Source organism: Brevibacterium iodinum ATCC 49514, assembly GCF_900169265.1.
GTDB classification, from domain to species: domain Bacteria; phylum Actinomycetota; class Actinomycetes; order Actinomycetales; family Brevibacteriaceae; genus Brevibacterium; species Brevibacterium iodinum.
The window spans coordinates 1-22,278 of the sequence record NZ_FXYX01000020.1 but is presented as its reverse complement, the minus strand read 5'-3'; the positions used below and the strand labels follow the sequence as shown (position 1 = coordinate 22,278).

Sequence of the window (22,278 nt, the reverse complement as noted above, 5' to 3'; positions counted from 1 at the left end):
TGTGGCATAGATGTTCGAGTTGGACTGGACATTTGTTCGATTGGCATGTTGAATAGAACAGACGTTCTACCGATTACTGGTGGAATCGTACGAATGAAAGAGGTAATGCGATGTCTGCACAGAACACCGAGCTGCACCTGACCCCTCGTGGACGCCAGGCTGTGCGCCTTCTCCGGACCCTGCTCGTCGCTCTCGTCGTCATCGGCGGGGCGGTCCTCCTCGCCACCCAGTCGTTCTCGGCCGCTGCTGTCGCCGAATCGGAGACGGAGAGCATCGGCATCGACGCCGAGGCGGTCGTCGTCGGTGAGGGCGAATCGCTGTGGACCGTGGCTTCGAATCTCGGCATCGACCGCGACACCCGCGATGTCGTTGCCGATATCGTCGAGATCAACCACCTGGACACCCCGACGGTTCACCCCGGCCAGACCCTTGACGTCCCCGTCCGCTGAGGTCGAACCCTGCTCGACCGGCAGGGCGGCGGCCCGAACGGCAGCGCGCTGACCCGTTCGATCGGGTGAGCCGACCGGCGGATCTCGAGGCCCGACCCGCCGCCCGGGCCGCGGGGGCCTCTCGGTAGAATGATCGTCGTGGGAAACATCGACTCTCTGCCAGTGCGTTCAGACCTCGTCGGCCTCAAGCCGTACGGGGCTCCGCACCTCAATGTGCCGGTCCAGCTCAACGTCAATGAGAACGCCTATCCGCTTCCGGACGTCGTCGTCGAGAGCATGCGCGCCGCCGTCGACGATCACTTCGCCGGACTCAATCGATATCCCGATCGCGAATTCACCGCACTGCGCGAACACCTCGTCACTTATCTGGACGGTGTGAACGAACGCGCCGGAGACTCCGTCGACCTCGATCCCTCCATGATCTGGGCCGCCAACGGCTCGAACGAAGTGCTCAGCCATATCGTCCAGGCCTTCGGCGGTCCGGGCCGCACCGTCTTAGGCTTCACCCCCTCGTATTCGATGCACCCGCTCATCACCACGGGCACAGGTGCCGAGTGGCAGCACGTCGAACGCAAGGACGACTTCACCCTCGATGCCGAGACGGTCGCCGCCGAGGTGGCTCGGGCGAATCCGGACATCGTATTCCTGTGCACCCCGAACAATCCGACCGGCACCTCGATCGGCCTCGATGTCATCGAAGCCGCCTACGACAACTGCGCAGGGATAGTCATCGTCGACGAGGCGTATGCGGAATTCTCCCGTCCCGCCAAGTCCTCGGCGATGACACTGCTCGAGGGGCGGCCCCGCCTCGTCGTCTCCCGCACCATGAGCAAGGCCTTCGCCTGTGCCGGCCTGCGCCTGGGCTACGCCATCGCCGCACCCGAGCTCATCGACGTCCTGCGTCTCGTCCGCCTGCCCTACCACCTGTCCGAAGTCACCCAGGTGCTGGCCTGCACGGCACTCGAACATGCCGAACTGCTGCTGGGCAACGTCGACCGACTCATCGACTCGCGCAATCGGATGTCGAGCCACCTCGTTGAGGCGGGCTTCACCGTCCACGACAGCGATTCGAACTTCGTTCTCTTCGGCAACATCGCCTCACCGTCCGATCTGTGGCAGAAGCTCCTCGACCGCGGAGTGCTCATCCGCGATATCGGCATCAGCGGCCACGCCCGTGTCAACGCCGGAACCGAGACAGAGACCGAAGCGTTCCTGACCGCGATTGACGAGATCCTCGCCGAAGACCCGGACATCCTCTTGGGCCGTCCGCAGATTCCGACCCCGTCATCAGCCGCCCCGACGAAAGGCACTCCATGAGGCAGGCCCAGAACTCACGCACCACGTCCGAGTCCACGGTGTCCGTGTCCGTCAACCTCGACGGCACCGGCTCCTCGAACATCTCGACTTCCGTGCCGTTCTTCGACCATATGCTCACCGCCCTGTCGAAGCACTCGATGATCGACCTCGACATCACCGCCACCGGCGACACGCACATCGACGTCCACCACACCGTCGAAGACACCTCGATCGTGCTCGGCCAGACCCTGCGCGAAGCACTCGGCGACAAGGTCGGCATCCGCCGCTACGGCTTCGCCGCCGTGCCGCTGGACGAGGCCTTGGCCCAGTGCGTCGTCGACGTCTCGGGTCGCCCCTACTTCGTCCACGAAGGCGAGCCCGAAGGCCAGCAGTACCACCTCATCGGCGGCCACTTCACCGGTTCGATGACCTCCCACTCGCTGGAATCGATCGCCTTCAACGGCGGACTGACCGTCCACCTCGACCTGGTGCGCGGCCGCGACCCGCACCACATCGTCGAAGCCGAGTTCAAGGCCTTCGCCCGCGCGCTGCGCGAAGCCGTCGAAACCGATCCGCGCAACAACTCCGTTCCCAGCACCAAGGGAGTCCTGTGAGCACGACCGTCATCGTGACCCCGTTCGGGGCCGCCCAACAGCTGGCCGCCGCGTGCGTGCTGTCGAACATCTCCGGCACCATCGTGCCGATCGGCGAGTTCAGCGGAATCGTGCTCGCCGACACGGATGTCAAAGCCGGCAACGAGGCGGCCGCGGCGATCTCGAAGCTCGCGGGCAAACATGAGGTCCTCCTCCTCGTGCGCAGCGAAGAGCAGATCGACGCCGGCCACTTCCGCCACGGCGCCCGAGAATCCGATGTGCCGGCCGGACTGGCGCTGAAGAACCTGCCCGATGTGCTCGAGGGACTGCTGCTCGAAACCGTTGCCGCAGATGACGTCGAAGGCAGCATCAGAACCGACTCGATGACGAAGCTGCAGGCCAGCGCGGCCACGATGAGCCCGGGCCGGGCCGCCAGGGCACGCACCGCACTGCTGTGGATCATCGCCGCCGTGCTTGCCGGGCTCGTCGTGGCCTTCGGTATCGCCCTGGCCCTCGGCGGGAACACCATCGCCTGGGTCGTCGCCGCACTCGGAGCCATCGTCCTCGGGTTCTCTCTGTGGAGGATCTGGTCGGTGCTGAGCAAGGGGGCGAAGCGATGACGACTGTCGCCGTCCTTGACTACGGTGCCGGAAACGTCCGCTCCGCCGTCCGAGCGGTCGCCGCGGCCGGTGCCGAGGTCACGCTCACGGCCGATCACGATGTCATCAACGACTCCGACGGACTGCTGGTCCCCGGCGTCGGCGCGTTTTCGGCAGTGATGGCCGGACTGGAGAACGTCGGGGGAGTCGACCTCATCCGGGCACGCCACGAACAGGGGCGACCGCTGCTCGGCATCTGCGTCGGCCTTCAGGTGTTCTTCGCCCGCGGAGTCGAACACGGAGTCAAGACCGAGGGCATCGGTCTGTGGCCCGGAGCCGTCACCGGCCTCGAAGCGCCGGTCATCCCGCATATGGGATGGTCGAAGGTCAACGCTCCCGCAGACTCGGCCATGTTCGACGGCATCGGCGACGAACGCTTCTACTTCGTCCACTCCTACGCCGCAACCGAGCCGCCGGCGAACGCGACGGTGACGACCGCCCGCCATGGCAATGACTTCATCGCCGCTGTCGAAGACGGAACCACCTGGGCAGCACAGTTCCATCCCGAGAAATCCGCCGAGGCTGGCGCCAAGCTCCTGCGCAACTGGCTCGCCTCGTTCGCCGCCGACAGCAGTCCGGGCAGCGGTCCGGGCAGCGGTTCCGGCAGCACCGGCACCAACCCCACAGACTCACTCAGCTCCTGACCGAGCACACCGACTATGGTTGCCTCAAACCCCGTGGCACCCTGGCAGAAAGGTCACAATGACAGACAGTTCGAACAAGCTGGTCCTCCTCCCCGCCGTCGACGTCGCCGATGGCAAGGCCGTCCGCCTCGTCCAGGGCGAAGCCGGAACCGAAACCGACTACGGTTCACCCATCGACGCCGCTCAGGACTTCGAGAGCCGCGGCGCCGAATGGATCCACCTCGTCGACCTCGATGCCGCCTTCGGACGCGGATCGAACTCGGATCTGCTCAACCAGGTCGTCAAGGCCTTGGGGATCAAGGTCGAACTCTCCGGGGGCATCCGTGACACCGAAAGCCTCGAACGTGCACTCGACACGGGAGCCGAACGTGTCAACATCGGCACCGCCGCCCTGGAGAATCCCGAGTGGACGGCCGAGATGATCTCGCGCTTCGGCGACCAGGTCGCCATCGGCCTCGACGTGCGCGGAACCACCCTGGCCGCTCGCGGCTGGACGAAGGACGGCGGCGACCTCTACGAAGTCCTCGCCACCCTGGAAGCCGCCGGCTGCTCCCGCTACGTCGTCACCGATGTGCGCAAGGACGGCACCCTGCAGGGTCCCAATGTCGACCTGCTCAAGGACCTCGCGCAGAAGACGGACTCTCCGATCGTCGCCTCCGGCGGAGTCTCGAGCCTCGACGACTTGCGAGCCCTTCGTGAGCTGGTGCCCTTCGGCGTCGACTCGGCGATCGTGGGCAAGGCACTCTACGCCGGCAAGTTCACTCTGGAAGAAGCCCTCGACGTCGCAGGACGGTGAGTCTGTGAGCACGCACTCGCACGATCCGGGCCAGCCGCATGGGCCGGGCGGTCCCCGGTCCTCCGCGTCTGATGCCCGGGCAGGCGAGGCCCACGCTCCGGCGGATTCCGCCGGTCAGGCGTGGGAGGGCCGGGATCTCAAACCCAACCCGTTCTCCGGCGACACGGGGCTGGCGGATGCGGCTCTGCTGGAGTCCATGACCCAGGCCGCTCAGGCACCCCTGGATCCGGCCGCACACCAACGGGTCGTCCAAGCCCTGTCCGGGGCCAGGCTCTATGCCCCGATCGTGCCGATGGTTCTCGATCACGAGGTCGGAGAGAACGGTCTCATGGCCGACAATTCCTCGGAGATGGCGATGGTTCGCCTCCAGGCCGATGACGGACGAGAGTGCACCCCGGGATTCTCCGGAATCCCGCCGCTGACCGCGTGGCATTCCGATGCCCGTCCCGTCCCGATCGAGTCCGAACGGCTCGTCCTCGGGGCGATCGAGGCCGAGTCCCAGCTCGTCGTCCTCGACCCTGGGGCCGAGTCCTCGTTCCTGCTGCGCCGCCCGGCCATGTTCGCGTTCGTGCAGTCCCAGCCGTGGACTCCGTCCTGGGCCGACGCCGAGGTGGCCCAGCGACTGCGTGCCATCGCCGAGTCCTTCCCCTGGTTGTCTCGAATCGGGGTGAGCCCCGGCAGCGACAGCGTCCACCTCGGTGGGCCGGAGCTCGGCATCACACTCGGCGTCGAGTCCGAGGTGCCGCCGGAGGAGGTGCGCCGGTTCCAGGAAGCCGTCGCCGGCGACGAGGACCTTGTGGCGAAGATCGACTCTCTGGCCATCCGCCTCGTCGAATTCTGACCGTTCCTGGCGTGTCAGATCGGCAGGGCACCTATGCTTGTGACCCATGAGCGAAATCCGTGACCTCGGCCACTCGACCGCACCGGACGACAGCTACCTCGACGAGATGGCTCGACAGACCCGAGCTCGAGCCGGGCAGGCCGCCGAGTGGGCCTCCGACTTCACCGGTGCCCCGGAGACGAGCCGGTCCGGCATCGCCGCTGGCCTCGACGCTGCGGAAGGCGACCTCACGGGCCTGCTCCACACCATCCATGACCTCGCAGAGACCGCGTTCGAAGAGTTCGATTCGGTCGCAGCGATCGCCTCGGTGCTGAAGAATCACGGAGTCGACGTCGAGACCGGCCTCTACGGTGTGAAGACGACGTTGCGGGCGACGACGGGATCCGGTCACGGTCGCACGATCGCGATCCTCGCCGAATACGATGCCCTGCCCGAGATCGGGCATGCGTGCGGACACAACATCATCGCCACTGCCGGAGTCGGTGCCTTCCTCGCCCTCCATGCCTTATACGAGAAAGACCCCGACGCCGTGCCGGGCACCGTCGTGCTGCTGGGCACCCCGGCCGAAGAAGGTCATTCGGGCAAAGAGGTCATGGCCCGCGCCGGCGCGTTCGACGGCATCGACGCGGCCATCATGGTCCACAGCTACGGATACGACTGCGCCGACCAGGTGTGGCTGGGACGCCGCCTGCTCAAGGTCACGTACTCAGGGGTCGCCGCCCACGCCTCGGCGCAGCCGTTCATGGGGCGCAACGCCCTCGACGCGGCGAACCTCTTCTATCAGGGGCTCGGCCTGATGCGGCAGCAGATGCCGCCGATCTCCCGCCTGCACGCGGTCATCACCGACGGCGGAACGAGGCCGTCGATCATCACCGAAACCGCCACCGTGCAGTGCTACGTCCGTTCGAAGTTCCCCGAAACGCTCAAAGAGCTCTCCGACCGAGTCGAGGACGCGGCGAAGGGTGCCGCGCTCATGACCGGAACCGGAGTCACCGTCGACTGGGATGAACATCCGCCGTCCCTGCCAGTGCGCACGAACCAGGCGCTGACCGCCCGTTGGGCAGAACACGAACAGACCCGCGGGCGCCGGCCGCTGCCCGCTGGCGTCCTCGACGAATCGATCGCTGCGTCCACGGACTTCGGCAACGTCTCCTACAGGATTCCCGGCATCCATCCGCTCATCAAGACCGCCGACGCCGAGGTGGCCCTGCACACCCGTGAATTCGCCGCAGCCGCCAGGACCCCTGCCGCCGAAACTGCGGCGCTCGACGCAGCCTACGGTCTTGCGTGCACCGCCCTGGACTTCCTCGTCGACGACGCCCTCGCCGCCGAGGTGACCGAAGAATTCGCCCGCGACGGCGGAGCGATCGATGTCGAGCACTTCTTCGACTGAGACCGTCCCGCCGCACCCAGACCCGCGCCATCGAAGAGAAGGACCGCTCATGTCGACGACGGCAGATGGGAAAGTCGGTTTCGGCCAGCGCACGCTGGACTGGATCGAACGCATCGGAAACAAGCTGCCCGAACCGTTCACACTGTTCCTCGGGCTCTCCATCATCACCGGTCTCGTCTCCACGGCCATGGCCATGGCCATGTCACCGTGGCCATTCCCGGCGGCGACGAGACCATCGCGATCAAGGGCCTGTTCACCGGGGAGGGCCTGTCGTGGCTGACCACGACGATGGGCGACAACTACATCGGGTTCCCGCCCCTGGCCACGGTGCTGCCGATTCTCCTTGCCGTCGGTGTGGCCGAGAAGTCGGGAATGCTCGCCGCGGCCGTCCGGATCGCCTTCGGCAAGAGCCCGAAGTGGCTGCTGCCGTATGCTGTCGGCTTCGTCGGGGTGGTCGGGTCGATCATGGCCGACTCGGCGTTCGTCATCATCGCGCCTTTGGCTGCGCTCGTGTTCAAAGCGGCAGGACGGCATCCGATGGCCGGGCTCATCGGCGGGTTCGCCGCCACCGGTGCCGGCTATTCGACGTCGATCGTCCCCACGAGCCTCGACGCTCTGTTCGCCGGGATCACCACCTCGGTGATGGAGACCCTGCCGAACACCGACTACACCGCGGTCAACCCGGTCTCGAACTACTATTTCAACATCGCCTCGTCGATCGTTCTGGCCGTCATCGCCGGCTTCATCATCGATCGGCTCATCGAACCGAACATGGTGCGCAAGGGAGTGCCCCGCGAATACGCGAATGCCTCGTCGAGCGGCCTGGCCCGCGAATACCAAGCACCCGACAGCCCCTACGGGGACGCCTCGGCGACGTCAGATGATTCCGGCGAGGACGATGCCACCGAGATCAAGGCCGAACTCGAGCCGGAGGAGAAACGCGGACTGATCTGGTCGCTCGTGGCGGCACTGCTGCTGACCGCGGTGATCCTGTTCTCCGTACTCATCCCGAACTCACCATGGCGGAACGAGGACGGCGGCTTCCTCCCGGAGTCCCCACTGCTGTCGTCGATCGTGTTCATCGTCTTCGCCTACTTCATGCTCATGGGTGTCGTCTACGGCATCGTCGTGCACACCGTGAGGTCGATGAACGACCTCGTGAAGATGATGAGTCAGTCGATCATCGACATGATGTCGTTCCTCATTCTCGCGTTCATCCTCGGGCAGTTCATCGCCCTGTTCAACTGGACGGGCATCGGTTCGTGGATCGCCGTCGCAGGTGCGTCGGGGCTTGAGGCGATCGGGCTGACCGGGTTCGCTGCGGTCATCGGCTTCATGCTCCTGGCCAGCCTGCTCAATCTGTTCATCATCTCAGGATCGTCGATGTGGACGCTCATGGCCGCCGTGTTCGTCCCGCTCTTCTCCCTGCTCGGCTACGAACCGGCGTTCATCCAGGCCGGTTTCCGCGTCGGTGACTCGGCCACGCAGGTCATCACCCCGCTCAATCCGTACATGATCGTGCTGCTCGGTCTCGTCCGCCGGTATGAGCCGAACGCCGGGCTGGGCACGGTCATCTCTCGGATGTTCCCATTCGTCATCCCGTTCTGGCTGGCCTGGGCAGTGCTGCTGGGCATCTGGTTCCTTTTCGACCTGCCGCTGGGCCCGGGCAACGGGATCCGGCTGTGAGGCCTCGTTCGCTCACCGAGGCTGCCGTGCAGGAGTCTCAGACGTTTCCGCGGCGAGCATCTGCCGCACGCCCTCGCGCCAGTCGGTCATGCCGACCTTCTCTGCCAACTCGCTGGAGGAGATGACGCAAGGTTCGTACCAGATCGGGGCCAGAGCGTTGAGCTCGTAGAAGGAGCGTTCGAACGCACCGATGGCACGGGTCGCCCAGCGTGGCACCGAGACCGGGCGCTTGCGCTTCTTCCCCAAGATGTCAGAGGTGAAGTCGGCGATCTCGGCCAGTGTCGGATTTGATGCCGGTGCGATACCGCCGGCCGGCTCGGTGAATGCGAATACGACAACGGCCCCCGATCGATGGTCGAGGGCCGCGGTGCGAACGGTCAGCGGGGGAGTGTCAGCGGACGGGGCCGGTGAACTTCTCTCCGGGGCCTTCGCCGGGGGCGTCGGGAATCTCCGAGGCCTCGCGGAAGGCCAGCTGCAGGCTGCGCAGTCCATCGCGCAGCGGGCGGGCATGGTGGTCGCCGATCACGGTGGCGGCACCGGTGACGAAGCCGGCCAGTGCGGTGATGAGCTTGCGGGCCTCGTCGAGGTCCTGCAGGTCGGCGCCGCGACCTTCGGCGGTGTCCTCGGCCAGGCCGCACTTGACGGCGGCAGCGGACATGAGGTGAACGGCGCTGGAGGTGATGACCTCGACAGCGGGGACCTCGGCGATGTCGCGCGTAACGTCGGCGATCGCCTCGGCGGGAACGGATTCTTCAGAACTCATGCCATAAGCTTGACATATAAATCAATGCGGCGATCACACCAGGGCCTCGATGTGCGAAGAGTCATGAAGCGTAGTACACTGGTAGCTGGTGCGAAGCGGAGTCTGTCTCCCACCTTGATCGCGAAGAGCGATCGGGTCCAAAGATCTGTCCGTCAGGCATAGTCTGATCGGGTGCAGATCGAGGTGTATTCACCGAACGTACGTCTACCGTACTGCTCGTGTGTGCAGGCTCCCTTGGCATGTGTCAACGGGAGCCTTTTTCGTTGTCACGACCACATTTGAGCAAAAGGAGTGAACACATCAGCGAGACGCGCATCAATGACCGGATTCGGGTTCCCGAGGTCCGGTTGGTCGGACCCAACGGTGAACAGGTCGGTATCGTTGCCATTCGCAAGGCACTCGATCTCGCCGGCGAAGCTGGCCTCGACCTCGTCGAGGTAGCCCCGCAGGCGAAGCCACCCGTAGCCAAGCTCATGGACTACGGAAAATTCAAATACGAATCTGCCCAGAAGGCCAGAGAAGCCCGGAAGAACCAGGCAAACACTGCGCTGAAGGAGATCCGCTTCCGTCTCAAGATCGACGAACACGATTACGAGACGAAGAAGGGCCACGTCACCCGCTTCCTCGAAGGCGGCGACAAGGTCAAGGTCATGATCATGTTCCGCGGACGTGAGCAGTCCCGTCCCGAGATGGGCATCAAGCTGCTCAACCGCTTGGCCGAGGATGTGTCCGACCTCGGCTCCGTCGAATCCTCACCGCGAGTCGACGGACGCAACATGGTGATGGTCGTCGCCCCGCACAAGTCAAAGTCTGACGCCAAGGCGGAGGCCCGGAAAGCATCAGCAGATGCCAAGGGCAAGTCCGCTGAGGTGAAGTCCCGTCGCGATCGGGTCGCTGCAGAGAAGAACGCAGCTCGCCCGGACGCGTGAGAAATTAAGTACGTCGCGTTCCAGGTCCGTCCTGGTCTGTGCGTGTGAAGTAGTTGCCAGCGGTTGACGCGGGCAACGAATTGCAAAGGAGAACGGCACTATGCCGAAGCAGAAGACGAACAGCAGCGCCAAGAAGCGCATGCGCGTGACTGGCAGTGGCAAGATCATGCGTGAAGGCGTGAACAACCAGCACAAGTTCGAGGGCAAGTCCTCGGCTCGTAAGCGCCGCGTGTCCACCGACCAGGAGATCACCGGCGGCGACCGCGCCATGGCCCGCAAGCTTCTGGGCAAGCTCAAGGGCAGGTGAGACCCTTTTGGGTCTTTCCTTCCCGGACAGTCTCCGGGACCCCCATGGGCAGTCGATATCGGCTCCCACAGCTTGAATCAGAGTCCGGCACCGCCGGCAGACACGAACTTTCTAAAGGAGTAACACGTGGCACGTGTGAAGAGAGCGGTCAACGCTCACAAGAAGCGCCGGGTCATCCTCGACCGGGCAAGCGGCTACCGCGGACAGCGCTCGCGCCTGTACCGTAAGGCCAAGGAACAGGTCATCCACTCGCTGGTCTACAGCTACCGTGACCGTCGCAAGCGCAAGGGCGACTTCCGTCGTCTCTGGATCCAGCGCATCAACGCCGGCGCCCGCGCCAACGGTATGACCTACAACCGTTTCATCCAGGGTCTCAAGGCCGCTGGAGTCGAGGTCGACCGTCGCATGCTCGCCGAGCTCGCCGTGAACGACTCGGCCACCTTCGCGCACCTGGTCAAGGTCGCCAAGGACGCTCTTCCTGCTGACGTCAACGCAGCGAAGACCGACGCCGCCTGAGCAGCGTCTTATCTAGACTCCGGTCACTGAAGTGACTGACCGATCGCCTCGGTGATCGACGACGGCCCCGAACTGCAGGTTCGGGGCCGTCGGTCTTTCTGCCAAGAGCAGCGTTGTCGTCATTTCAGCTTCTGTCTCTTCAGCTCGCACCTCTTCCACTTCAGCATTCAACGGATCGAGAACCCGGTTTCATGAAACTCCCTGACGTCATCTCCTCACCTCAGTCGAAGCGGATCAAGAATGCCGCGAAACTGCTCAAGCGTCGTGATCGCAAGGCCACGGGGCAGTTCCTCGTCGAAGGTCCGCAGGCCGTCCGTGAGGCACTGGCGCGCAAGGGTTCTGTGGTCGAGCTCTTCATCACCGAGGAGGCCGCCGAGGAGCATCCGTCGTTCGTCTCCACGGCCAAGCACGGGCGTATGCAGTGCAGCATCGTCACCCCCGAGGTGCTCACCGAGCTCGCATCAACCGTGAACTCCCAGGGTGTCGTGGCCGTGTGCAACGCGCTCGATGTGGAGCTGACGTCGGTGCTCGACAAGGAAGCGCAGCTCGTCGTCGTCCTGGCGCAAGTGCGCGATCCGGGCAATGCCGGCACGATCATCCGCCTGGCCGATGCCGCGGGCGCCGATGCCGTGGTGCTGACGTCGTCGTCGGTGGATGTCTACAACGACAAGGTCGTGCGGTCGACCGCAGGCTCGCTCTTCCACATTCCCGTCGTCACCGGAGTCGGCCTGTCCGAGGTCACCGAATTGGCCCGTGCGCGCGGCCTGCAGGTGCTCGCCGCCGATGCGAACGACGAAGCCCACGATCTTCACCACCCCTGGGAGACAGGCCTCGACCTGACCGCACGGACCGCCTGGGTCTTCGGAAACGAGGCCTGGGGGATGAGCGCCGAGGATCTGGAGCTGTGCGACTCGTCTGTAGCCGTCCCGATCTACGGCTCGGCCGAAAGCCTCAACCTCGGCACCGCCGCCGGAGTCTGCATCTACGAAAGTGCTCGCAACCAGCGGATGTGATGCGTTCGTGGTGGGTTTCGCATTCGTTGCGAGTCTCTGACCACTGACGGCACCCGAAGTTTCTCTGAGGGCCAGTCGGTGTCTTTCCTGTCGTTCAACCATCAGTTCGATTTTCTACGCTACTTCACATCGAAAAGTCTTCTGACGGTTGAACGGGGCTCGCTGGGTGCTGGTTGCGGGTTCGCCCCTGGTCGAAAACAGCAGAACTTCGTGGTCTGTGTGCTCAAGTAGACAGTTATCCACAGCCGAAAACCCAGTCATTGTGCTGAGGCTGCTGCAGAGCACATGCTGGTATGCATGTTCATCTGCCTGAGCACCTCCGATCTTCACGACGTAGGGTGGACTTCCCACCAGATCACCACCGCGTTGGGTTGTTGCTTGCGGCGAGTCAGAACCGGCATCTATGCCGTTGCCAAGCGCTGCTCTCACCCCAACCACGAGTTCATAAAGGCATTTGCCACAGCGAAGCACGTTCACCTGCCCGTTGAAGAATCCGGGATGCGAAAGCAGGACGAAGATCTGAGGATCCTGGTTCGGTCCTACACGGGGCGAATGCCGCCGGAAACTGTGCTGTCACACCGAAGTGCCATGATTGTTCACGGTTTGCCTGTCCCATACCTCGATCAGGGAAGTCACCCGTTCGCTGAGGCGATCCATCCCCGGAACGGCGTGCGGCATACTCCTATGCTGGTGCGCCGACGCGAGTTGGCCGATGACGACATCGTCAACTTCGATGGAACTCCAGTGACGTCGATGCTGAGAACACTTGCTGATGTTGCCCGTGACTATCCGCTGGCATTCTCGGTCGCAGTTCTCGATGCTGCTCTTCGTCAAGGCAGAGCGTCAGAGCGGGCGATCACCGAATACTGCGAAGCTCATCGGCCGAGGACACTGCGAAAGAGAGTCGAAACAACGCTGACCCTGATGGATGGAAGGCGGGAGTCTGTGGCCGAATCGATATGCGCGGTGCGTTTTGATGAGTACGCGCTGCCAGGGTTCGAGCCGCAGGTCGAGTTCTTTGATGAGAAGGGACAGTTCATCGCGCGCACGGATTTCGCGAACAAGAAGGCGAAGGTCATTGTCGAGTTCGACGGCGAAGGAAAGTACCACCTGATGGGGAACAACCCGCGGGCGGAGATGGAGAAAGAGCGCCGGCGGGAGTACAAGCTGCGGAACCTCGGCTATGCCGTCTTCCGCATTCGCTGGCAGGATCTGTTTACAGCAGACGTGTTTCTCCGCATCAGGGAGAGCATGAACAGTCGACTGGCTGATTTCAGATAAGGGTCACGAGCTCAGAATCTTCTCTTCGTATGTGTGTTGTCGAAAGTTCGTGTGACCACGGTCGGTGACAACTGCCGTGTTGGCGAGGTCGATCGAGGACCAGTTCGCTTTTCGACGCTGTCTCGAATCGAAAAACCGACTACTTGTTGAACGACGTAGCGTCACCGGCACCCGATACGGTGAGGACATGACGACCAAAGCTCCGCACCCTCCGAAGACCTCACTCGGCCGACTGGCGACCGGCTACCTCGGCGATATCGGTCCAGAGGAGTTCCTCGAAGGGATGGAGTTCGACGGCCTCAACCTCGCCGAGGCGGCCGCCACGCAAGCAACATTCCTCGACTGCCGATTGGCGAACGTCAATTTCGGCGACGCCGACGCCCCGATCGCCCTCACCGGGGCGAGGATCTCCGGTACGGAGATCACGGACTGCCGCGCCGACACTTGGAACATGTCCCGTGGAAACCTATTGCACACGGAGATCAGCGGCACCAGAATCGGTGCTGGCGTTGTCTATGACAGCGTGTGGGAGAAGGTGCGATTCACCAACTGCCGCATCTCGTATCTCAACTTACGCGGGTCGAAACTCACCGATGTCGAGTTCCGTGATTGTAAGATCGACGAGATCGACCTCGACCGAGCGAAAGTCAGCCGGGTCGCATTTCCGGGAAGCAGTGTCGGCGTCTTCCAGTGCGAAGGCGCCACGCTTGGCAACGTCGACATCCGCGGACTGGAACCGCACAAGATCTCCGGCGTTCACTCACTGCGTGGGGCGACCATCGACGACACCCAGCTCATGATCTTCGCCGAACTCTTCGCCTCAGAACTCGGCATCACCGTGGAATGAGCACAGGAGTTTCCTAGCGGAGTAGCACGGTCTCTGACCAGGTGAGACACCTATTGCGCAGATCACGCTTCGGTGAAAGACTCACAGCATCGCGGCATTCGCCCGCAGCGAGTCCGCGTTCTCACTTTCGAATCGACGGAGGATGCGCAAGATGGCCAAAGAGATTTTCGTTTCACTCGGTATCGACATCGATGCGGTGTCAGGCTGGCTCGGTTCCTACGGCGGGGAAGACTCTCCCTCAGACATTCAGCGGGGCATCTTCGCCGGCGAAATCGGAGTTCCCCGGCTCCTGAAGATGCTCAAACGCCGCGACCTCAAGGCAAGCTGGTTCATCCCCGGACATTCGCTCGAGACCTTCCCTGACCAATGCAAGATGGTGTACGACGACGGACATGAGATCGGCGCCCACGGCTATAGCCACGAGAACCCCGTCGCAATGACGAACCGTCAGGAAGACATCGTCATGGAGAAGTCCGTCGAGCTCATCACGAACCTCACCGGCAGCCAGCCACGTGGCTACGTCGCCCCATGGTGGGAGCTGAGCGCATACACGCCTGAGCTGCTGAAGAAGTTCGGTTTCGAATACGACCACAGCCAGAGCCACAAGGATTTCGTGCCGTACTACTCCATCGCCGGCGACGAATGGACGCCGATCAACTATTCGCAGTCGCCGGAAACGTGGATGAAGCCGCTCAAACACGGCAAGGAGATCGACCTCGTCGAGATCGCCGCGAACTGGTATGTCGATGACTTGCCTCCGATGCTGTTCGTGAAGAGCAGCCCGAACAGCCACGGGTTCGTCAATCCGCGCGATATCGAGACCTTGTGGCGAGACCAGTTCGATTGGGTCTACCGCGAACTCGACTATGGGATCTTCCCGATTACGATCCACCCGGACGTGTCCGGCCGCCCGCAGGTGCTGCTCATGCTCGAACGTCTGCTGGACTACATCGGCGGGCACGACGGAGTGAAGATCGTGACCATGGGCGAGATCGCCGATGACTTCCGCGCTCGGTACCCGTTCGAGTCACCTGAGCGTCCACCGGCGTACTGAGCCTCGTTACGAGACCGTCCAGACTCACGACGAGAGCCCCAGCCGCGACGATCTTGGCTGGGGCTCTCAGCGTTTCAGCGAATGCCGCTCGCGATCGCCGATCGGTTCACCGTAAGTACTTCACCGCTTCCCCAACTCATCGATGAGCACGCGCTTGTTCTCCGAGTAGTCGATGGGCACGACCACGACGTGCACGCCGCCAACAGAGAATGCATTCTCCAAGGCGTCGCTGATGCTGTCGACATCCTCGACGCGGGTGCCGGTGGCCCCATACGACTCCGCGTACTTCACGAAATCAGGGTTGCCGTAGGTCAGACCGTAGTCGGGGAATCCGTCCGCGGCCTGCTTCCACCGGATCATGCCGTAGGCGTTGTCCTCAAGGATGACCACGACGAGGTCCAGCCCGAGCCTGACTGCGGTCTCCATCTCCTGGCTGTTCATCATGAACCCACCGTCGCCGACCACGGCCATGACCCGACGCTCCGGGTAGGTCAGCTTCGCCCCGATCGCCGAGGGCAGCCCGGCGCCCATCGTGGCCAGAGCATTGTCGAGCAGCAGGGTGTTCGCCCGGGTCGTGCGGTAGTTGCGGGCGAACCAGATCTTGTACATTCCGTTGTCCAGGGCCACGATCCCATCGGTCGGCACGACGTCGCGGACCTCCTGGACGATCCGCTGCGGGATGAAGCGATCCTCATCGGCTCCCTCGTGGATCTTGATGAGTATCTCATCGCGCATCGGCAGGAGCGCCTCGGCGGTGGGCACGGGACCACCGAGCACCTCGGCGAGTTTGTCCAGGGACGGACCCAGGTCACCGATGACCTCGAACTGCGGGAAATACACCCGCTCGACGATGGCGGGACGGTACCCGATATGCACGACGGTCGGCCCGGTCTCGTCCATCGTGAACGGCGGCTTCTCGGTCGTATCGTGACCGATGGTGACGATGACATCGGCCGCATCGATTGCGTCGTGGACGTAGTCGCCGGACGTCAGCGCCGCCGTGCCCATGTACAGATCCGACGACCCCGACACCGACCCCTTGCCCATCTGCGTGGTGACGTAGGGGATGCGCATCTCGGCGACAAAACGCGACAGCTCTTCACTGCAGGAAGCCCGGGAGGCATCCGCACCGAGCATGAGCAGCGGGTTCTTCGCCTCTTTGATGACGTTCGCGGCGTTCGCAATCGCCGTATCCCCGGCGACGGGACGACCGTTCGTATGTGGTTCGATGAGCTCGAATCCGTCGACCGGCATTCCGGCGATGTCCTCGGGAAGTTCGAGGTGCACCGGTCCCGGACGCTCGGCCTGAGCGGCACGGAACGCCTCCCGGACCATTGTCGGGATCATCGCCGCCGAGGTGATCTGCTTGCTCACCTTCGTCAGCGGATCCATCGTCGCCACCGTGTTGACCATCTGGAACGCCGCCTGCTCAGCGGTGCGGATGCCCTTCTGACCGGTGATCATGATGACCGGCATCCCGCCGAGGTGGGCGTACGCGGCCCCGGTCGCCAGGTTGAGTGCGCCCGGCCCCAAGGTCGTAAGCACCACCCCGGGCTTGCCGGTCAGCCGGCCGTAGGTGGCGGCCATGAACGCGGCCGCCTGCTCATGCCGGGTGAGGATGAGTTCGATCGATGAGTTCCGCAGGGAGTCGACGAAGTCGAGGTTCTCCTCGCCGGGAATGCCGAAGATCCGCTCGACGCCTTCGTTCTCCAAGGCCTTGACCATGACATCTGATGCACGTTGTGTCGTCATGTGCCCGACCCTACGCTTTTGTCGCCTCGATCCCTATGACCAGCCCCACACCACCGTCACCGAGGCGGCCCACCCACCCAGCTAACGTGCGCAACCGCACGGCCCCCTCGGCGAGGGGATCGCTCACCGAGGCGGCCCACCCACACAGCGGACCAGACCAGGGCCCTGCCGGGGGAGACGATAGACTTGCAGGCGAAGAGAAACGACGTCCCCTCAGCTGCGGGCAAGTACGGACAAAAGGACATTGATGACAGACCAACTCGACCCCTTGGACGAGTCGGCCGTGAAGCAGGCCGTCGACGCGGCACTCAAGGCTTTTGCGGATGCGACGACTCTCGACGAGCTCAAGCAGGCGAAGATCGACCACACCGGCGACAAAGCCCCGCTGGCGCTCGCCAACCGAGCCATCGGCTCACTCGACAAGGCCGATAAGGCCGCCGCCGGCAAGATCGTCGGCAAGTCCAGGGGAGCGGTCAAGCAGGCCCACGACGCACGCCTGGCAGAGCTCGAAGCCGAACGCGATGCGGCCGTGCTCATCGAAGAGGCCATCGACGTCACCCTGCCCACCGATCGTCGCCGCCTCGGCGCTCGCCACCCGCTGAGCCTCATCCAGGAACAGGCCGCCGACTACTTCGTCGGCCTCGGCTGGGAAGTGGCCGAAGGCCCCGAGATCGAATCCGAATGGCTGAACTTCGATGCGCTGAACTTCGGCCCTGACCATCCGGCCCGCCAGATGCAGGACACGTTCTTCGTCGACCCACCTGAGGCTGGCCTCGTCCTGCGCACCCACACCTCACCGGTGCAGTCGCGTTCCCTGCTCGAACGCGGTGTCCCGCTCTACGTCGTGTGCCCCGGCAAGACCTTCCGCACCGATGAGCTCGACGCCACCCACACCCCGGTCTTCCACCAGATCGAAGGCATCGCTATCGACAAGGGCCTGACCATGGCCAACCTGCAGGGCACCCTCGACGGCTTCGCCCGCGAGATGTTCGGGCCTGAGTCGAAGACCCGTCTGCGCCCGAGCTTCTTCCCGTTCACCGAACCGAGCGCGGAGATGGATTTCTGGTTCCCCAACAAGGTCGGCGGCCCCGGCTGGATCGAATGGGGCGGCTGCGGAATGGTCCACCCCAACGTGCTGCGCGCCGCCGGCATCGACCCCGACGTCTACCAGGGCTTCGCCTTCGGCATGGGCATCGAGCGCACCCTGATGCTGCGCGAGGGAATCAACGATATGCATGACATGGTCGAAGGCGATGTGCGCTTCTCGGCCCGTTTCGGAATGAAGGCTTGATATGCGCGTCCCACTGAACTGGCTGGCCGACTATGTCGATCTCCCAGCCGAGACCGACCCCCATGCCCTCGCCGCCGAATTCGCATCCATCGGACTCGAGGAAGAGGACTTCTTCGGCCCCGAGATCACCGGCCCCCTCGTCGTGGGCCGGGTGCTCGAACTGGTGAAGGAAGAGCACTCGAACGGCAAGACCGTCAACTGGTGCCGCGTCGACGTCGGCCCCGAACACAACGAGGATCTCGACGATCCGAAGGACCCGCAGCCCGGCCCCGAGGTGCCCAGCCGCGGCATCATCTGCGGGGCCCACAACTTCGTGCCCGGCGACCTCATCGTCGCCTGCCTGCCCGGAGCCGTCCTGCCCGGTGACTTCAAGATCGCTGCTCGCAAGACCTACGGTCACAAGTCCGATGGCATGATCTGCTCAGCCAAGGAGCTCGGCCTCGGCGAGGATCACTCCGGCATCATCGTGCTGACTGACCTCGGCCTGACCGGTGAGCCCGGTGACGACGCGATCGCCCTGCTCGGCCTCGACCAGGTCACCCTCGACGTCAACGTCACCCCCGACCGCGGCTACCAGCTGTCGATGCGCGGCATCGGACGCGAATATGCGCAGATGAAGGGGCAGACCTTCACCGATATCGGTTCCGCCGAGGTGGCTCCCACCAATGCGGCCACCGACGATGGCTTCCCGGTGTCGATCGAGGATTCGAACCCCATCAACGAGGTGACCGGCTGTGACCAATTCACTGCCCTTCAGGTCACCGGCCTGGATCCTCAGGCAAAGACCCCGTTCTGGATGCAGCGTCGCCTGCAGCAGGCGGGAATGCGTCCGATCAGCCTGACCGTGGATGTCACGAACTACGTCATGCTCGAACTCGGCCAGCCGCTGCACGCCTACGACACTTCGCTGCTCGGCGACGAAATCGTCGTCCGCCGCGCCACCGCGGGGGAGAAGTTCACGACTCTCGACGATGTCGAGCGCAAGCTCGATCCCGAGGATCTGCTCATCACCGACCGCGGTGCTGGTGCTTCTGGCAAGGGCGGGAAGATCATCGGCCTGGCCGGAGTCATGGGCGGCGCCGACGTCGAAGTTCATGCTGGGACCACTGATGTCGTCATCGAGGCCGCTCACTTCGACCCGATCTCCATCGCCCGCACCTCGCGTCGTCACAAGCTGTCCTCGGAGGCCTCGCGTCGCTTCGAACGCGGCGTCGACCCGAGGCTCGGGCCTGTGGCCGCACGTCGGTGCGCGGACCTGCTCGTCGAACTCGGCGGCGGAACGCTCAGCCCTGCGACCACGCAGGTCGGTCAGACGCCCGAGCCGACCATGCTCGATCTCAAGGTCGCCCGTGTGGCGTCGTTGGTCGGCATCGACTATTCCATCGCCGAGGTGACCTCACTGCTTGAGGGCATCGGCGCAACCGTGTCGACTAAGGACGATGAGAAGACCGTGTCCGTGACCGTGCCCAGCTGGCGCACGGACATCACCGACGACGTCGACCTCATCGAGGAAGTCGCTCGCACCGGAGGCTATGACCGGATTCCGTCCGTTCAGCCCGCCGCTCGGGCCGGCAACGGACTGACTGTCGCGCAGAAGACGCGTCGCCGTGTCTCGAACCTGTTGGCTGCTGATGGGTTTACCGAGGTGCTGTCGTACCCGTTCACAAACGACAAACGGGACGATCAGCTGAGGCTCGAGGCCGATGATGTGCGTCGCAAGCACGTGCGCCTGGCCAACCCGATGTCCGAAGACCTGCCGCTCATGCGCACCAACCTGCTCTCGACTCTCGTCGACCTCGTGGTTCGCAACCAGGGCCGTGGAGCCAAAGACGTTGCGCTCTTCGAAGCCGGACTCGTATCCACCTCGGCGGGAATGCCTGAGGGACCGGGACCGCGTCACCTGCCGGGATACCACCCGAGCGATGACGAGCTCGAGAAGATCTACGCCTCGGTGCCGGCCCAGCCCTACCACTACGCGGGCATCATCTCCGGAAACGCCGAGATGCCCGGCGTCTGGGGCAAGGGCCGCAAGGCCGAGGCCACCGACGTCATCGACACCGTCCGCCGGATCGCTGCGGTCAATGGCCTCGAGGTCACCGTCGAGGCCGACCAGATCGCTCCCTGGCATCCGGGACGGGCTGCGAAGTTCGTCCTTGCCGACGGGCAGACTCTCGGCCACGCCGGTGAGCTGCACCCGAAGGTGTGCGAGAACCTCGGCCTGCCCGCCAGGACTGTCGGATTCGAGATCGATCTCGATGTACTGCTTGCTCAGGACGATCTGCGTGCCTGGGACGGCGCGCTGTCGACCTACCCGGTGTCCCGTCAGGACGTCGCGCTCATCGTCGATGCGGACCTGCCGACGCAGACTCTGGCCGCGACGCTGCGTGAAGGTGCAGGGGAGGAGCTCGAACTGCTCGAGACCTTCGACCTCTACACCGGCGATCAGCTGCCCGAGGGCAAGAAGTCGCTGGCGTTCCGCCTGACGTTCCGTGCCCCGGATCGTACGCTCAAGGCAGATGAGGCCTCGGCGATGCGTGAGGCGGCGACGAAGTTGGCTGCCGAGCGTCACGGCGCCGAAGTCCGCAGCTGAAAACAGTACGTCACAGAGCCCGGTCGACCGCTACAGTGGTTCGACCGGGCTCTGCCGTGTCCGCTCGAAGCATCACGGTAGAGCGCACAAGAACATCCGAACACGTTGGTGTGAGGATCTGTGCTGCGCACCACGACACCTGACCACTCGTACCCGATCACCGCTGAGGAGTCCCAACCATGTCCGAGAAACTGCCCTACGGAACAAACATGCCGACCACCGACGGAACCCCTGAGGCGACTGCGGTCCCGTCCGAGACGATTGCGCTCATAACCGGCGGTGCGCGCGGAATCGGACGCCATCTGTCGGAGGCATTCGCTGGTGCCGGATATCACGTGATCGTGACGGCTACCTCGGCGAGCAATGCGGAGGCTGCGGCCGACGAGATCGCTGAAGCGACCGGGGGAGGGGTGACCGGTGTTGGGCTGCGCACCGATGACATTGCTGCGGTGAAGGCGCTGCGTGAGTCGGTGGTCGCGCTCGAGGCCGAGACGGGCAAGCGCCTGCAGGTGCTCATCAACAATGCGGGGCGCATCGAGTCGTCCGAGGGTCCGTTGTGGGACGCCGATCCGGAGAGCCTCAAGGCCGTTGTCGACGCGAACGTCACCGGGGTTGCGCTCATGATCAATGTCTTTGCACCGGTGCTCATGGCCGGCGCCGAGGCGACCAGCCGTCCCAGCCGGATCATCGACCTCAACTCCGGGTCGGGAGCGAAGGGAACGCCGGCGTATGCCGTGTATTCGGCGTCGAAGGCGGCGCTGTTCCGTCTCGCCGATTCGGTCGTGCACTTCGGTCACGACAAGGGGCTGCGTATCTTCGAGATGGCTCCTGGTGTCGTTGAGACCGCCATGACGAAGTCGATGCCCGTTCACGACTTCCGACAGGGCGATGACTGGACCTCACCGGGGCAGGTCACGGACCTCGCGTTGGCGTTGGCGTCGGGGACTTTGGACGCGTTCACTGGACGATACGTCCGCGCCGGTGCGGATTCGGAGGAGTCGCTCATCTCCGAGGCGAACGAGCTGGAGGATTCGACCCGTCGACTGACTTTATGCTGAATCAGCTTGGAAAGAACCGCGATTCAACGCACTATACACCGGCGTGAACACTGAATTTCAGACACTTAATGGATCTATTGAAGAGCCAGCTCCAGATGGCTGCTTACATAAGTCGCTCCATGCCTATTGAGAGTAGTCGGGGCTAAGGGACTGTCTGGCGCTTGCATACCACAGCTAGAAAGAACCACACTAATCGGAAGCTTCACTTCATGAAAGTCACTTGAGCGACGTGTGAATGACTCGCCTGAAATCAAAGTCAATTTAATGACTTATCCGTTGAGTATTCGTTATGGAAAAATTCAACGGAGAGTTAATCGGCTCATCGTAATTGAGAGTGTAGAACCGGTCTGAAGCCACCGGACTCGAGCAGACACCTCGCGATGTAATGCGTGAGGTTGCGGAATCCCAGCGCGGACCCGCGTAGATGCTCGAGTCTGCCGTTGATCGCTTCAGTGGGACCGTTCGACGTTCCCGGTCGGGTGAAGAACGCGAGCACATCAGCAGCTCGACGCTTCAACGT

At 63.7% G+C, this 22,278-nt stretch carries 22 protein-coding genes and 1 pseudogene; 19 read left to right on the top strand and 4 right to left on the bottom strand.

What is annotated here, in order from left to right; genetic code table 11:
• Window positions 1-110: 110 nt before the first annotated feature.
• The 9 genes and pseudogenes from BI49514_RS12765 (at window position 111) to BI49514_RS12725 (ending at window position 8,357) form a co-directional block, all read left to right on the top strand.
• On the top strand, window positions 111-449 hold the full coding sequence (locus tag BI49514_RS12765) for a LysM peptidoglycan-binding domain-containing protein (protein WP_101546893.1): 339 nt from the start codon (window positions 111-113) through the stop codon (window positions 447-449).
• Between the two features lie 138 nt (window positions 450-587).
• Window positions 588-1,766 carry a histidinol-phosphate transaminase gene (locus BI49514_RS12760; protein ID WP_420808562.1) on the top strand — a complete coding sequence of 393 codons (1,179 nt, stop codon included), beginning with the start codon at window positions 588-590 and terminating at the stop codon, window positions 1,764-1,766.
• A complete protein-coding gene (gene hisB, locus BI49514_RS12755; RefSeq protein ID WP_101546891.1) occupies window positions 1,763-2,359 on the top strand; it encodes an imidazoleglycerol-phosphate dehydratase HisB in 597 nt (198 codons plus the stop codon). The genes BI49514_RS12760 and hisB overlap by 4 nt, the downstream gene beginning before the upstream one ends.
• On the top strand, window positions 2,356-2,958 hold the full coding sequence (locus tag BI49514_RS12750; protein ID WP_101546890.1) for a hypothetical protein: 603 nt from the start codon (window positions 2,356-2,358) through the stop codon (window positions 2,956-2,958). The genes hisB and BI49514_RS12750 overlap by 4 nt, the downstream gene beginning before the upstream one ends.
• Complete coding sequence (hisH, locus tag BI49514_RS12745; RefSeq protein WP_101546889.1) at window positions 2,955-3,641, top strand: imidazole glycerol phosphate synthase subunit HisH; 687 nt, start codon at window positions 2,955-2,957, stop codon at window positions 3,639-3,641. Before BI49514_RS12750 ends, hisH begins: the two co-directional genes overlap by 4 nt.
• A gap of 58 nt (window positions 3,642-3,699) precedes the next feature.
• Window positions 3,700-4,437, top strand: coding sequence for a bifunctional 1-(5-phosphoribosyl)-5-((5-phosphoribosylamino)methylideneamino)imidazole-4-carboxamide isomerase/phosphoribosylanthranilate isomerase PriA (priA, locus tag BI49514_RS12740; protein WP_101546888.1), 738 nt, complete (start codon window positions 3,700-3,702; stop codon window positions 4,435-4,437).
• Between the two features lie 4 nt (window positions 4,438-4,441).
• Window positions 4,442-5,278, top strand: coding sequence for an SseB family protein (locus BI49514_RS12735; protein WP_101546887.1), 837 nt, complete (start codon window positions 4,442-4,444; stop codon window positions 5,276-5,278).
• Between the two features lie 46 nt (window positions 5,279-5,324).
• On the top strand, window positions 5,325-6,671 hold the full coding sequence (locus BI49514_RS12730) for a M20 family metallopeptidase (protein ID WP_101546886.1): 1,347 nt from the start codon (window positions 5,325-5,327) through the stop codon (window positions 6,669-6,671).
• Between the two features lie 49 nt (window positions 6,672-6,720).
• A pseudogene (locus BI49514_RS12725) lies at window positions 6,721-8,357 on the top strand (AbgT family transporter).
• Between the two features lie 12 nt (window positions 8,358-8,369).
• Here the strand turns inward: BI49514_RS12725 and BI49514_RS12720 are convergent.
• Together BI49514_RS12720 and BI49514_RS12715 are read right to left on the bottom strand one after the other, a co-directional pair.
• The gene (locus tag BI49514_RS12720) at window positions 8,370-8,603 is read right to left on the bottom strand and encodes a hypothetical protein (protein ID WP_101546885.1); all 234 of its coding nucleotides are present in this window, start codon (window positions 8,601-8,603) and stop codon (window positions 8,370-8,372) included.
• A 145-nt stretch (window positions 8,604-8,748) separates the two neighbouring features.
• Window positions 8,749-9,120: a DUF1844 domain-containing protein gene (locus BI49514_RS12715; RefSeq protein WP_101546884.1), complete on the bottom strand. Its 372-nt coding sequence runs from the start codon at window positions 9,118-9,120 to the stop codon at window positions 8,749-8,751.
• Between the two features lie 278 nt (window positions 9,121-9,398).
• On the opposite strand from BI49514_RS12715, the gene infC reads away from it, so the two are divergent.
• The 7 genes from infC to BI49514_RS12680 all read left to right on the top strand — a co-directional run bounded on the left by infC (window position 9,399) and on the right by BI49514_RS12680 (window position 15,067).
• The gene (gene infC / locus BI49514_RS12710; protein WP_244195135.1) at window positions 9,399-10,049 is read left to right on the top strand and encodes a translation initiation factor IF-3; all 651 of its coding nucleotides are present in this window, start codon (window positions 9,399-9,401) and stop codon (window positions 10,047-10,049) included.
• Window positions 10,050-10,149: 100 nt separating this feature from the next.
• On the top strand, window positions 10,150-10,356 hold the full coding sequence (gene rpmI, locus BI49514_RS12705; protein WP_062244103.1) for a 50S ribosomal protein L35: 207 nt from the start codon (window positions 10,150-10,152) through the stop codon (window positions 10,354-10,356).
• Between the two features lie 126 nt (window positions 10,357-10,482).
• A complete protein-coding gene (gene rplT / locus BI49514_RS12700; RefSeq protein ID WP_025779787.1) occupies window positions 10,483-10,872 on the top strand; it encodes a 50S ribosomal protein L20 in 390 nt (129 codons plus the stop codon).
• A 191-nt stretch (window positions 10,873-11,063) separates the two neighbouring features.
• The gene (locus tag BI49514_RS12695) at window positions 11,064-11,885 is read left to right on the top strand and encodes a TrmH family RNA methyltransferase (protein ID WP_101546882.1); all 822 of its coding nucleotides are present in this window, start codon (window positions 11,064-11,066) and stop codon (window positions 11,883-11,885) included.
• Between the two features lie 297 nt (window positions 11,886-12,182).
• On the top strand, window positions 12,183-13,166 hold the full coding sequence (locus BI49514_RS12690; RefSeq protein ID WP_167443959.1) for a DUF559 domain-containing protein: 984 nt from the start codon (window positions 12,183-12,185) through the stop codon (window positions 13,164-13,166).
• 187 nt (window positions 13,167-13,353) lie between these two features.
• Window positions 13,354-14,013 (top strand): pentapeptide repeat-containing protein, encoded by a 660-nt coding sequence (locus tag BI49514_RS12685; protein WP_101546880.1) that lies wholly within the window; start codon window positions 13,354-13,356, stop codon window positions 14,011-14,013.
• Between the two features lie 151 nt (window positions 14,014-14,164).
• Entirely contained in the window at window positions 14,165-15,067 is a 903-nt protein-coding gene (locus BI49514_RS12680; RefSeq protein ID WP_101546920.1) for a polysaccharide deacetylase family protein, read from the top strand.
• A 120-nt stretch (window positions 15,068-15,187) separates the two neighbouring features.
• On the opposite strand, the gene BI49514_RS12675 is transcribed toward BI49514_RS12680, so the two are convergent.
• Complete coding sequence (locus BI49514_RS12675) at window positions 15,188-16,819, bottom strand: acetolactate synthase large subunit (RefSeq protein WP_101546879.1); 1,632 nt, start codon at window positions 16,817-16,819, stop codon at window positions 15,188-15,190.
• Between the two features lie 247 nt (window positions 16,820-17,066).
• On the opposite strand from BI49514_RS12675, the gene pheS reads away from it, so the two are divergent.
• The 3 genes from pheS to BI49514_RS12660 all read left to right on the top strand — a co-directional run bounded on the left by pheS (window position 17,067) and on the right by BI49514_RS12660 (window position 21,758).
• Window positions 17,067-18,110 (top strand): phenylalanine--tRNA ligase subunit alpha, encoded by a 1,044-nt coding sequence (gene pheS, locus BI49514_RS12670; RefSeq protein ID WP_025779805.1) that lies wholly within the window; start codon window positions 17,067-17,069, stop codon window positions 18,108-18,110.
• A 1-nt stretch (window position 18,111) separates the two neighbouring features.
• Entirely contained in the window at window positions 18,112-20,700 is a 2,589-nt protein-coding gene (gene pheT, locus BI49514_RS12665; RefSeq protein WP_101546878.1) for a phenylalanine--tRNA ligase subunit beta, read from the top strand.
• 179 nt (window positions 20,701-20,879) lie between these two features.
• Window positions 20,880-21,758 (top strand): SDR family NAD(P)-dependent oxidoreductase, encoded by an 879-nt coding sequence (locus BI49514_RS12660; protein WP_101546877.1) that lies wholly within the window; start codon window positions 20,880-20,882, stop codon window positions 21,756-21,758.
• A gap of 319 nt (window positions 21,759-22,077) precedes the next feature.
• Here BI49514_RS12660 and BI49514_RS12655 read toward each other — a convergent pair.
• The coding region (locus tag BI49514_RS12655; RefSeq protein ID WP_145996179.1) for a transposase at window positions 22,078-22,278 on the bottom strand (201 nt) is incomplete at its 5' end.